10 protein-coding genes are annotated in these 11,909 nt (G+C 71.9%); 2 read left to right on the top strand and 8 right to left on the bottom strand.

Annotated features, from left to right (window positions below; genetic code table 11):
- From AB0O34_RS00880 to AB0O34_RS00870, 3 genes are all read right to left on the bottom strand, one after another.
- Positions 1–681 (bottom strand): cysteine hydrolase, encoded by a 681-nt coding sequence (locus AB0O34_RS00880; protein ID WP_363911151.1) that lies wholly within the window; start codon positions 679–681, stop codon positions 1–3.
- A 115-nt stretch (positions 682–796) separates the two neighbouring features.
- The gene (locus AB0O34_RS00875; RefSeq protein ID WP_363911149.1) at positions 797–1,444 is read right to left on the bottom strand and encodes a GntR family transcriptional regulator; all 648 of its coding nucleotides are present in this window, start codon (positions 1,442–1,444) and stop codon (positions 797–799) included.
- Positions 1,445–1,491: 47 nt separating this feature from the next.
- The gene (locus tag AB0O34_RS00870) at positions 1,492–2,322 is read right to left on the bottom strand and encodes a serine hydrolase (RefSeq protein ID WP_363911147.1); all 831 of its coding nucleotides are present in this window, start codon (positions 2,320–2,322) and stop codon (positions 1,492–1,494) included.
- Positions 2,323–2,483: 161 nt separating this feature from the next.
- On the opposite strand from AB0O34_RS00870, the gene AB0O34_RS00865 reads away from it, so the two are divergent.
- Positions 2,484–2,972, top strand: a complete 489-nt coding sequence (locus AB0O34_RS00865) for a hypothetical protein (RefSeq protein ID WP_363911145.1) — start codon at positions 2,484–2,486, stop codon at positions 2,970–2,972.
- 13 nt (positions 2,973–2,985) lie between these two features.
- Here the strand turns inward: AB0O34_RS00865 and AB0O34_RS00860 are convergent, their stop codons facing one another.
- The 3 genes from AB0O34_RS00860 to AB0O34_RS00850 form a co-directional block, all read right to left on the bottom strand.
- Positions 2,986–6,351, bottom strand: coding sequence for a BTAD domain-containing putative transcriptional regulator (locus AB0O34_RS00860; protein ID WP_363911143.1), 3,366 nt, complete (start codon positions 6,349–6,351; stop codon positions 2,986–2,988).
- 123 nt (positions 6,352–6,474) lie between these two features.
- The gene (locus tag AB0O34_RS00855; protein WP_363911141.1) at positions 6,475–7,626 is read right to left on the bottom strand and encodes a lysylphosphatidylglycerol synthase transmembrane domain-containing protein; all 1,152 of its coding nucleotides are present in this window, start codon (positions 7,624–7,626) and stop codon (positions 6,475–6,477) included.
- An 11-nt stretch (positions 7,627–7,637) separates the two neighbouring features.
- Positions 7,638–8,465, bottom strand: a complete 828-nt coding sequence (locus AB0O34_RS00850) for a PIG-L family deacetylase (RefSeq protein WP_363911139.1) — start codon at positions 8,463–8,465, stop codon at positions 7,638–7,640.
- A 148-nt stretch (positions 8,466–8,613) separates the two neighbouring features.
- Here AB0O34_RS00850 and AB0O34_RS00845 point away from each other — a divergent pair, with 148 nt between their 5' ends.
- Positions 8,614–9,741: a glycosyltransferase family 4 protein gene (locus AB0O34_RS00845; RefSeq protein WP_363911137.1), complete on the top strand. Its 1,128-nt coding sequence runs from the start codon at positions 8,614–8,616 to the stop codon at positions 9,739–9,741.
- 29 nt (positions 9,742–9,770) lie between these two features.
- Here AB0O34_RS00845 and AB0O34_RS00840 read toward each other — a convergent pair whose 3' ends face one another.
- Positions 9,771–10,043, bottom strand: coding sequence for a hypothetical protein (locus tag AB0O34_RS00840; protein ID WP_363911135.1), 273 nt, complete (start codon positions 10,041–10,043; stop codon positions 9,771–9,773).
- Positions 10,044–10,710: 667 nt separating this feature from the next.
- Positions 10,711–11,895 (bottom strand): acyl-CoA dehydrogenase family protein, encoded by a 1,185-nt coding sequence (locus AB0O34_RS00835; protein ID WP_363911133.1) that lies wholly within the window; start codon positions 11,893–11,895, stop codon positions 10,711–10,713.
- Positions 11,896–11,909 lie beyond the last annotated feature (14 nt).

Genomic DNA, 11,909 nt, shown 5'->3' with positions numbered 1-11,909 from the left:
TCAGCTCCGCGCTTCGAGTGCCTTGAGATAGTGGACGGAGGGGGCGACCCAGCCGAAGATGCCGCCCTGGGCGGCGATCATTTCGAGCCCGTACCGCTGGAAGTCGGCGAAATACGAGCCCACGCAGTCGGACAGCACCAGGCACTCGTAACCGCGGTCGTTGGCCTCGCGCACGGTGGTGTGCACGCACACCTCGGTCGTGACGCCGGTGACGACGAGGCTGCGAATGTCTCCGGAGCGCAGCACCTGGCCGAGGTCGGTGGCGTAGAAGGCGCCCTTGCCCGGCTTGTCGATGACGAGCTCGCCCTCGGTGGGGGCCAGCTCGTCGATGATGTCGTGGCCGTACTCGCCCCGGATGAGGATGCGCCCCTTCGGGCCGGGATCCCCGATGCGCATGGAAGGCGCTCCGCGGTCGAGCTTGGCGGGTGGGCAGTCGGAAAGGTCGGGCAGGTGTCCCTCGCGGGTGTGGATGACGGTCATCCCTGCCTTGCGGGTGGCGGCCAGCACCTCGCTGAGTGGCGGGATCACCTGCCGGAGCATGGTGACGTCGTTGCCGAGGGTCTCCCCGAAGCCCCCGGGCTCGACGAAGTCCCGTTGCATGTCGATGAGAAGCAATGCTGTATGTGCCGGGTCGAACCCGTATGTGTACGGCTCGGCCTCGACGAGAAGCGGATCGGACACGTGGACTCCGTTCCTCGGATCCTCCTTTTGTCGATTGTCGACAGGATTGTGTCCGCAGCCGTTCCGTCCGGTTACGCTTCTGTTAGCTCAGTGATCAGCTCTGCGAGCTGCGTTGTCAGCCGATGTAGGTGCGGGCGCCGTGCCTGGCCAGAGCGTCGAGCGCCGTGGCCGGGTCGCCGGAGGCGATGGCGTCGAAGAGCCGCCGGTGCCGCTCCACCCCTTCGGAAGGGGCGCGCTGCTCGGCCTCCCTGCGCAGGTTGGCGGCCATGTAGAGCTGCAGCTTCAGGATGACCGGCTCGTACACCAGCAGCAGCTGGCGATGGCCCGCGAGCGCGACCAGCGCGACGTGGAAGCGCCGGTGGGCCTCGTTCTCGCTGAGCGGGTCGTCGGCCTCCACCGCCGCCGTCATGCCGTCGAGCGTCCTCGCCAGCCCGGTCAGGTCATGCGTGCCGGTAGGGGGCAGCGCGAGCTCGACCGCGTAGCGTTCCAGCACATCGCGCAGCCCGAACAGCTCGTCCACGTCCTCGCGGGACAGCTCGGCGACGCGGACGCCGCGCCGTGGCAGGTGTTCCACCAGCCCTTGCTGCCCGAGGGACCGCAGCGCCTCGCGCAGCGGCGCTCTGCTGGTGCCGAACCGCTGGGTGAGCTGCTCCTCGATCAGGCGCTCTCCGGGTGCGAGGGCGCCGCTGAGAATCTCGTGGCGGATGCGCCGCATCGAGAGCTCGACGAGGCTTGGGGGTTCCAGCACCCCGTCCGGTTCCACCCGTCCACCTCCTCTCGCCGTTGGGACGAACTCTGTCAGACCAACCATCAGGCCGCGGTGGCCGCCGCGGTGGCGTCGAGCAGTGTGCGGGCGGTGCGGTAGCGGGCGGCGTCGCCGGTGTCGCCGAGGAGAACCCCGATCATGGTGTGCCCGCCGATCACGGAGGTGAACATCAGGCAGTAGCCGGCCGCCCGCGTGTACCCGGTCTTCAGCCCCCGCGCCTCGGTGGGCAGCAGCCGGTTGGTGTTGTGCCAGACGTGGGCGCGATGCGCGGCGGACTTGCTCACCGCGTGCCTCTCGGTGCCGACGATGGCGGCGATGACCGGGTCCTTCAGGACCGCCTGGGCGAGGGTGACCTGGTCTCTCGCGGTGGAGTGGTCGCCGCCGGTCTGGGGGAGCCCGTCGGGGTTGGTGTACACCGTGTCGCGCAGGCCGAGGGTCCGCGCCGCCTGGTTCATCCTGGCCACGAAGCGCTTCACGCCCGGCCCGTACCGGCGTGCCAGGGCGTTGGAGGCGTCGGCCCCCGATGGCAGCAGGAGGCCGTAGAGCAGTTCCCGCACGGTGAGCCGCTCCCCGGCCTTCAGGCCCGCGCGGGTTCCGTCGTTCGCCGCCGCGTGACGTACGTCGGCTCTGGAGATCGTGATGACGTCGCCCAGTGACCCGGCGCGGCGCACGACGTACGCCGTCATGATCTTCGTCAGGCTGGCCACGGGCACGCGGCGGGTCTCGCGCTTGGCGAACTGGACCGTTCCGGCCGTGGCGTCGACCAGGTAGACCTCCTTCGCTGTGACCTGTGGAGCGGACCGGGCGAGCGCCGGGTCGACCAGGCCGAAGATGGACAGGACCGCCGCCAGGAGAGGGATAGTCACCATACGCATCCGGTTATGATCCCATGTCCGCCATTGCGGACATGGGAATCGATTGCAAGCAGATGACAAGTAGGGAGCAACCGCCCCGGCGTACACCTAAGGGTGAACGAAAGGGGAGGGTCATGGGAGCGCGAAGCGGTCTGAAGCCGGTAGTCAGCCTGGTACCGATCATGGCAAGCGGTACGGCCACCGTGTTCAAGCTGCTGGTCGCCACGCTGGCCGTCTGCGGCGCGTACTTCGGGGTCACCCACGGCGCCACCGGTACGGCGGGGGCGGTCGGCGACACGCACGTCAAGACCGTGGTCCTGTCGGCGCAGTCGCTCCCGATCGAGGCCGGGCACATCCCCGAGGCAGGCATGGTGACGGTGGGAGCCGCCGGAGCGGGCGCCTCCTGCGAGCGGACCTACCACGCGCAGAGCGTGATCGACCCCGGCCCCTCGGGCGACCCCGTGGACTACGACTGGCGCCTGATGCGCTGGAGCCCCGCGGCGCACGCCTGGAAGACCTACCTCTACTCGGAGAGCGCCGGCTTCATGGGCTCGCCGCGCACCGTGGAGTGGCACCCCCGCGTCGTGCGCAACCCCGGCTGGTACCGCGTCGAGCTCGCTGTGTCCGGCAAGGGCGTCATCATCAGCGAGAAGTTCCAGATCAGCTGCTGACCGGCCCCACGGCTCACACGCTGCCAAGGGCCTGCCGCGCCGCCGCGACCCACCGGAGGATGCCCACCCGCTCGGCCACCGCCAGCGCCTTCTCGTAGTGCTTCCGTCCCTCCTCGGGCTGCCCCAGGTGCATGGCGAGGTCGCCGAGCGTCTGGGCCACCGGCCACAGGGCCACCACGCCGGTGCCCGCCCCCGCGATTCGGTCGGAGAACGGCCCTAGCGTGGAGTAGGCGTCCTGCATCCGGTCACGGTCGCCGAGGAGCATCCCCGCCAGCGCCCGCCATGTCATGGCCAGCTCGTAGAGGAAGTCGGGACGGACGGGCGTCCTGGTGGCCGCGATCGCGCGGGCGTCCTTGATGTGGCCCGCGGAGGCGAGGGCGACGGCGTAGGCGTCCAGGGTCCACTTGGCCCCGCGCCGGTGCGCCTCCTCCAGCGACTCGACCATGTCGGCGGCCTTGCCGTCGACCAGGCGCAGGCAGAACGTGGTGATGAGCGGCAGGTCCTGGCGTCCTTCGAGCATCCCCGCCCGCGCGGTGAGCCGGGCGGCGTTCCGGTACGTGCGCTCGGCCCCGGCGTAGTCGCCCGTGATCATCATGCGCATGCCGGCGTACCAGGCGCCCACCGCCGACGGCGCCGGCAGGTCGTACTGCCTGGCGAGCCGCTCGGCCGCGCGCATCTGGGCGTCGGCCTCGGCGAAGTCGCCGCGCGCCGCCGCGCACTCCATGAGCACCAGGTGGGCCAGCGCCTGCACGGCGATCTGCCCCGAGGCGGCCCCGACCTCCAGCAGCTCGCGGCCGATGGCCTCACGCTCATCGACGACCGTGATGACGTACGACTGGCGCAGCCGCCCGCTCAGCGCGACAGCCAGCAGGGCGGGGTCGCCGCTCTGCCGCGCCAGCTCCTCCGCCTCCAGCGACGCCTCGTACCCCCGGCCGGTGGCGGAGCCCTCCAGCTCCAGTGCCAGGGTCGCGAGCAGGCTTGCGCGCAGCGACTGCTCGCCCGGCGGCAGCTCGATCAGTGCCCGCTCGGTGACGTCGACGATCTCCCACGCCGTGCGGGTGAGGTCACGGGCGATGCCCTTGTACGGCACGGCCACCGACGCGGCGATGCGCGCGGTCATCTCAAGGTCGCCCAGCGGCAGCGCGGCGTCCATCGCCTCGCGGCGGCGGGCCCGGGCGGCCGCCATGTCGCCGCAGAGCGCGAGCGCCTTGATCAGCCGTAGCTGCAGCAGCAGCCGTTCCTTGGGTGGCCCTCCGAGGGGGTGGGCCCGGTCGAAGGCGGTGATGGCGCGCTCCCACAGCGTCGCCGCCTCCCGGTGGGCGAACCGCCGCTCCGCCTGCTCGGCGGCCAGGCCCGCGTAGTGGACGGCCTTCGCGGCGGTCTCCACCGTGCCCGCGGAGTCGTAGTGATGGGCGAGCGCCGCGACATCGGACGCCGACCGGCTCTCGATCACCGACGCGACGGCGGCGTGCAGGCGCGACCTGCGCAGCCGCGAGGCGTCGGAGTACAGGGTGTCGCGGACCAGGTCATGGTCGAAGCGCAGCATCCCGGGCCCCGGCTCGGTGACCAGCCCCGCGAGCAGCCCGGCCTCCACGGCGTCGACGACGGCGTCCTCGTCGCCCGAGACGTCCACCAGCACGTCGATGTCGACGTCGCGGCCGATCACCGCCGCCTGTAACAGGATCTGCTGGGCGGTGACGGGCAGGCGGGTGATCCGGCGGCGCAGTACGTCGCGCACGCCCGACGGCACCTCGGAGATGACCTCGGCGGCGGTGGCCCGGTCGCCGGTGGCCTCGGAGTCGAGCAGCCGGACCGTCTCGCGGACGAAGAACGGGTTGCCGCCCGTGCGCTCGATGATCCTGCTGACCGCGTCCTCGTCGACCTCGCGGACGCACGTGGCCCGTACGAGCTCCGCCACCGCCTCCTCGTCGAGCCCTTCCAGGCCCACGCGCACGGGGCCGAGCCGGGCGAGCGCCGCGAGCACGTCGGACTGCTGGTCGTTGAGCTCGCCGTCACGGCAGGTCACGACCAGGAGCACCCGGCTCGTCGCCAGCAGGCTGGGCAGGGCGCGGAGCAGGGCGAGGGTCTGGTCGTCGGCCCAGTGAAGATCCTCAAGGGTGAGCAGCACGGGGGCCTCGCGGGCGATCCCCGCGATGTAGCCGCCGACCGCGCGGTGCAGCCGGAAGCCGCCCGACGCCTGGTCGTCCTCGTCGGTGGGGGCGGCGTCGTCCAGCAACGGCGCGAGCAGCGAACCGTACTCCCCCGTCCCCCGGACGGCGACGAGCATGCGCAGGACCTCCACCCAGGCCCAGCCGGGCGGGGTGGCGCTGCTGTCGGGACACCCGCCGGACGCGGTGATCCAGCCCTGCCGGGACAGCTCCAGCCCAAGCTGACGTACCAGGGTGGTCTTACCCGCTCCCGGGTCGCCGCCGACCACGGCCGCGGTGAAGCGCCCGGCGAGGGCGTGCGGCGCGGCGCCGGTCAGCCGGGCGAGCTCGGCGGCGCGGCCGACGAACGGCTCGGGCGACAGCGGGGGCAGGTCGGCGGTCTGGCTCTCGGGACGCGGCGGCCAGGTGCCGGCAACCTCGAAGCGGGGGCGCTGGGGGAGCGTGAGCTCCAGGGCCGGGTCCTGGGAGAGGATGTCCGACTCCATCTTGCGCAGCGCGGGGCCCGGGTCGATGCCGAGCTCGTGGGCCAGGGTCGTGCGGGCACGGCGCAAAGCGGCGAGGGCGTCGCCCTGCCTGCCGCAGCGGTAGAGGCCGAGGGCGAGCAGCCGCCAGCCCTCCTCCCGCAGGGGGTTCTCGCCGGTGAGGGCTTCGAGGTCGGGCACGGTCTCGGCGTGCAGGCCGAAGCGCAGCCCCGCGTCGGCGTGCCGCTCCCGCGCCACCAGCCGCAGCTCGGCGAGCCGGCTGACCTCGGCCTCGGCCCACTGCTGTTCGGCGAAGTCGGAGTAAGGAGTGCCGCGCCAGAGGCCGAGCGCGGTCTCAAGGCCCGTGCGCGCCGGCTCGGGGTCGTCGTTGTCGAGGTACTTGCCCGCCGACCTGACCATGGCCTCGAAGCGCAGGGCGTCGACCTGCTCGGGCGCGGTGCGCAGAGCGTACCCGGAGGCGACGGTCACGAGCAGCCGGTTGGGGCCGCCGCGCGGCCGGCCGGGCTCGAGCACGCGGCGCAGGCGGGAGATGTAGACCTGGAGCCCCGACTGGGCGCCCTTGGCACCCTCGTCGGTCCACAGGTCGAAGAGCAGCGTGTCGACGGGCACGACCTGGCCGCGCGCGACGAGTAATCGCGCGAGCACGGCGCGTTGCCGTAGCCCACCGAGGTCGACCTCGCCGTCGTCGTCGTACGCCTCGACTGGTCCAAGAACGCGGAACGTCACCATGTCAGCCGCCACGCTATGCGGGCCCGTCGAGCACGCACAAGGTATTCGCCAAGGCCCGCCTTCCTTCCGTGGGTGCCACGAGGCTACAGGTACAGGAGTGCGCGTGTTGACGATGCGACGCGCTCAGGTACGGGAGGCGGGCTCGGGGGAGCGGTGATCGTTCGAGGCGCCGCGCCGCCGCAGCAGGGACCACGCACCGAGGGCGAGGCCGCCCCACGGGATCTCGATGGTGTAGGTCCAGAAGCCGAACAGGATGGCGGCGGCGGTCGCGGCCCCCGGAGGCTGGCCGAAGGCGATCAGCAGGGAGGCGGTGCCGCCCTCCATGATCCCCGCACCGCTCGGGGTGATCAGCGCGCTGGTGAGCACCCGGCTGACGGCGAACACGGCCACCGTCTCGGCGGGGCCGGGGTAGGAGCCGGTGGCGACCAGGCAGCACGCCATGATCAGGCACTGGAGGGTCAGGAAGGCCACCATCCCGAAGGACAGGCCGCGCCAGCGCCTTCGCACGATCTCGGCGGTCTCGGCGCGCACGCGGTGGATCGCGTCGGAGGCGTAGTGCTCGGGCGGGCGGATCTTGCGGGGCAGCACGCCGAGCAGCCTGTCGAGGACGCGGCCGAGCAGGTCGGCGGCCAGTTCCCAGTAGAGCGCGGCGGCCACCACGGCCACCAGGACGAGGATGGAGACCGCCCCGCCCCACGCCGCGTTGGTGACCCTGGGGTCGGGGATGCGCCCGGCGACCAGCAGCGCGATGATCCCGACCGCGGGCAGGATGAAGCGGAACAACGTGTTCCAGATGCCGGTGACCAGCGTGTACACCACCACGGAGCGGGTGGCGAACCCCCAGCCCTTGGTCATCGCGAAGGTCAGGGCCACCCCGGCCGCGCCGCCGAAGGGCAGCAGGTTGCTCACCGCGCTGCCGGCGGCGTTCAGCGTGAGGGCCTGGACATGGGTGAGCCCGGGCAGCGCCGCCGTCATCACGTACGTGTAGGCCCACAGGCTCGCGAACCACAGCGCGGCCATCAGCAGGATCATCGCCCAGCTCAGCGAGCGGAACTGCGCGCCGATCTCGCTCCAGCTGACCTTGGCCCCGGTGAGCGCGTGCACGATCTGCGGCAGGTACACCACGAGCAGGACAGCCAGGGCCAGGGAGGCCACGGACAGGCCTGCCTGGACCCATTTGTTCCTCATCGCGATGCCCCCATCTGTTCTCCGCGCGCCGGTGCCGCCCGGATCAGTCTGCCCGGAGGCCGCCGGGTGGATCTCATCCTCCAGCACGAAATCAACCTTTATCCGGTCTCCTCCGGGAGGTCGTCGAAGGGGTGCGTCCGCCGGGCGCCCGGGGGCAGATCGCGGCGGACGTACCACTCGGTGCCGAAGATCAGGCGGTACAGCGGCCCGGGGATCCTCAGCATGACCGCCAGCGTACGGTCGCTGTCGCCGCCCGTCGCCTGGGAGGCGTGGGCGGCCATGCTCGCCCGCTTGACCTTCGCGAACCTGCGGACGTTGACGCGGTGGGTGATGTCCTCGCCGGGGGAGTACGCCCGCTCGAAGGAGCGCACGTCGAACTCCGGGGGGAACCGGTAGAAGCGCTGGGCGAGCCGGAGGCCCTTCAGCAGGGGGTCACGGTTGACCGTGGCCTCCAGCAGGATGGGCGTGCCCGCGATGTCCGCCGCGCGCTGCCCGACCCGGTAGACCTGCACGTGGTCCGGATGGCCGTACCCGCCGGCCGGGTCGTAGATCGTCAGCAGGTCGGCGCTCTCCTCCTTGAGCACCGCCGCCAGCCGCTGGGCGGCCTCCTCGATGTCGGCGTCGATGAAGGCGTTCTCCGCGCGCTCGTCGCCGACGCCGCCTTCGCCCTCGCCGAGCCCCGAGTCGCCGTAGCCGAGCAGGACCACGCGGGCGACGCCCAGGGCGGCGGCCGACTCGTACAGCTCGGCGGTGCGCGCCTCGGCCAGCTCGTCGCCGTGGGGCAGATCGGCCAGGCCGCGCTCGCCGGCGGTCGCCACGACGAGGACGACCCGATGGCCCTCGGACGCCAGCATCGCCATGGTCCCGGCGGTCAGCAGCGCTTCGTCATCGGGATGGGCGTGGAAGAAGACCGCGGTACGTGCCACGCGGCCATGATTCCACGTGGCGAATCCCCGAGTCCCAGGCGCCTCCCCGGGAGGGGTTCGAGAAGCCTTCCCGAACCGTTCAAGAACCCGTGGCCAGGGCGAGGTGGTCCCGTTTGATGCGGGTCGCGGGCTCTGCCAGGCTGGCGGGGTGCGGATCCTTCATGTCAGTGACTGCTACCTGCCACGGCTCGGGGGCATCGAGGTCCAGGTGGCAGATCTGGTGCGGTCGCAGTCCGAGGCCGGTCACGAGGTCGAGGTGGCCACCGCGACCCCGGGCGAGCGCATTTCCCGGATCCACCGCGTCGTCGCGCGCATGCCCTTCGACCTGCCGATCCATCCCCGCGGGGGCGCGCACCTGCTCCGGCTGATGACCTCGCGGCGTCCCGATGTCGTGCATGTCCACACCGGGGCGGTGTCGCCGTTCGCCTGGATGGGGGTGCGCGCCGCCGTCCGCGCGGGCCTGCCGGTCGTGGTCACCGTGCACAGCATGTGGGATCCACTGACCCGCGCGCTCTACCGCGTCCTCGACGTGCTGTTCGGGTGGACCCGGTGGGGCATGGTGGTCACCGCGGTCAGCCACGCCGCCGCCGGGCACATCCGGGCCGTCGCGGGCAGGCGGGTGCCCGTCGACGTCGTGTCCAACGGCCTCGACGTCTCCGCCTGGCGTCCCACGCGCGGCGTACGGCCCGGCGAGGCGCGGGCCGTACGGCCCGGCGAGCCCGGCGGCGTGCACATCGTGGCGGTGGGGCGCCTGGCCCCGCGCAAGCAGCCGGTTCGGTTGCTGAAGCTGCTGCTGGAGGCCAGGCGCAAGGTTCCAAGGGGCATCGCGATGCGGGCCACCCTGGTGGGGGACGGGCCCGCGCGCGGTTCGATGGAGCGTTTCCTGCGTGCGCACGGCATGGAGGGGTGGGTGTCGCTGCCCGGCCGCTACACCCGTGAGCAGATCCGCGACCTGCTGACCTCGGCCGACGTGTTCGTGGCCCCCGCGCCGAGGGAGTCGTTCGGCATCGCGGCCCTGGAGGCCCGGGCCGCCGGGGTCCCCGTGGTCGCCCGGGCGCAGAGTGGCGTCGCCGACTTCGTACGGCCCGGCAAGGAGGGGCTGCTCGGCCGCACCTTCGACGAGCTGGTCCAGTCGGTCGCGCGGCTCACCCGCGACCGGGAGCTGCGTGAGTCGATCGCCCTGCACAACAGGGAGACCGAGCTGACGCGCTGTGCCTGGCCGGCCGTGCTCGAAGGCTTCGAGCGCAGCTACGCGCTCGCGGCGGCCAGAGTCTGACGTGACCGGTGGCGTCCGCGGCCGAGCGGTCAGGAGCAGTTCACGGCCAGCTTCTGGGTGGCCTCGGTGGCCTTGGTGGTGAACTGCGGCAGCTGAGCCGCCGCCGCGCTCGGGTCGGCAGTGTCGATCTTGAAGCCGCCCCACGACGCGGACAGGTCCGTCAGCGTGGTCTTCAGGTCGCCCTCGGCCTTGCCGGACAGGTCCTTGAGCTTGGCGGCCAGGTCGGCGGTCGCCTTGTTCCAGCTGTTCAGGTCGCCCGCACCGGCGGCCGCCTGGGTGCCGTAGTCCTGGAACGCCTTCACCGCGTCGTCGCAGACGGCCTTGGTGCTTCCGCCGCGGACACGGCGAGGATACGGCGGGTAAGGGTGATGTTCATTGTGTGCCTTTCCTAGTGATCTGTCGCGATGGACAAGCTAGGGATGGCACCTTGCGGGTCACTTTCACCGTGCCTGCACGGCGGGGATGGGGAACTTTCACCCTGGTGACACGCCTGTTCGAGGCGCGTGATGGCACTTTTCGGGTCACGGGCCGGCTTCGGGAGCGGCCGGCCTCGGAGAGCTAGAAGGGGAGCGCTCGGCCTGAGGGGCTTCGAAGATCAAGGGGGAGGGGCTGGCGTGGGGGCTTGGGCCGCTGGGTGATGAGAATCCGCTTCATGTCCTTCTCCTTCGGTACGGGCTCACACTTCCCTCGTCACTCGTCGGCGGACAGGTCCTCTGCCTCACTGGGTAATTCGACGGCCGGGAGGTGCGCGGACCCGACCTCACCTCCTGTTTACCCTTTCCGGGGCTGCCGCAGACGCTTCCGACCTCAGTTTCTCTGATCTTGATTTGCCGTGGAACCCCTAGCCGCCCCCAGGTGGGACGGCCGCGAGCGTGCCCGCGGAGGCCGCTCCGAGGGCATGTGATGGCGTGGACATATCTGAAGGCTAAAAATGTAATGTTTCCGGTGAAGCTCTCCTTTGTTGCAAGCTCACGCCTCCGTAAACGAAGAAGATAGCCCGGACAAGCCGGACACGGTTTCGGTGGCGAGCATTGCTCCGAGACGGAGCGCCTGCTCGGTGGCGCCTCCCAGCGCGAATTCGATCTGCTTGGCGTGCAGGAAGTAGCGGTGCACGAAGTACTCCTCGGCGATGCCCATGCCGCCGTGCACGTGCACGACCGCGTGGGCCACCCTGTGCCCGCCGTCGGCGGCCCAGAACTTGGCGGTGGCCACCGCCTCCGCCGCCTGCCGCGCCTGGCTCTCCGCCGTGCCCTGGGCCCGCGCCTCCGCCCTGGCCTCGTCCGACAGCAGCCAGGCGGCCTGCCACATCGTCAGCCGGATGGCCTCGACGTCGATGTGGCAGTCGGCGAGCCGGTGCCCGACGGCCTGGAACGACCCGATGGGACGGTTGAACTGGTGGCGCCTGGTGGTGTACTCGGCCGCCGCCTCGAGCGCGCGGGAGGTGATCCCCAGCTGCAGCGCGCACAGGCCGAGCGTGGCCATGTCGCGCGACCGGCTCACCATGTCGGGCGCGTCGGCGCCGGGATCGCCCAGCACCGCGTCGTACGGCAGGGTCACCTCCAGCCGGACCAGCCCGGTGGTCTCCCTGGCCGTCGTCCGCTGCGGGGTGATCGTCAGGCCGTCCGTCCCCGCCGGGACCAGGAAGATCCGCTCACCGGCCGGGACCAGGATGAGGTCGGCGACGGTCGCGGCCGGGACGCCGGTCCTGACGCCGGTGAGCCGCCAGCCGTCCCCCTCCCGGCGCGCGGTGACCTCCGCGGCCCCGGCCGGGCCCGCGAGCGCGGCGGTCAGGACGCGCTCGCCCCGTACGGCCGGCCGTGCCCACGTGTCGCGCTGCTCGGGGGTGCCGAAGGTCGCGATGGGCCAGGCGCCCAGCACCGCCGTCGCGTGGAGCGGCACCGGGGCGAGGACGCGCCCGGCCTGCTCCAGGACCAGGCACTGCTCCAGCGTGCCGTACCCGCCGCCGCCGAGATCGGCGGGCAGCGCGATGCCGAGGAGCCCCGCTTCGGCCAGCGTCGACCAGAGCCCGGTGTCGAAGCGTTCGGTCCCCCGGCTCTCCAGCTCGGTGAGGGACTCGTGGGTGACGCGGTCGGTGAGGATGTGCCGCGCGAGCCGCGCGAGCTCCTGCTGGTCCTCTGTGCGGGCGAAGTCCATGTCGTCCTCAGCGT

Source organism: Sphaerisporangium sp. NPDC088356 (assembly GCF_040685555.1).
Lineage (GTDB): Bacteria > Actinomycetota > Actinomycetes > Streptosporangiales > Streptosporangiaceae > Sphaerisporangium.
This window is presented reverse-complemented; position numbering and strand designations above follow the sequence as displayed.

Excerpts from the sequence above, each read along its gene's own strand:
- AB0O34_RS00865 (WP_363911145.1), top strand. The coding sequence starts at position 2,484 with ATGGCAAGCGGTACGGCCACCGTGTTCAAGCTGCTGGTCGCCACGCTG.
- AB0O34_RS00870 (WP_363911147.1), bottom strand. The coding sequence starts at position 2,322 with ATGCGTATGGTGACTATCCCTCTCCTGGCGGCGGTCCTGTCCATCTTC.
- AB0O34_RS00860 (WP_363911143.1), bottom strand. The coding sequence starts at position 6,351 with ATGGTGACGTTCCGCGTTCTTGGACCAGTCGAGGCGTACGACGACGAC.
- AB0O34_RS00835 (WP_363911133.1), bottom strand. The coding sequence starts at position 11,895 with ATGGACTTCGCCCGCACAGAGGACCAGCAGGAGCTCGCGCGGCTCGCG.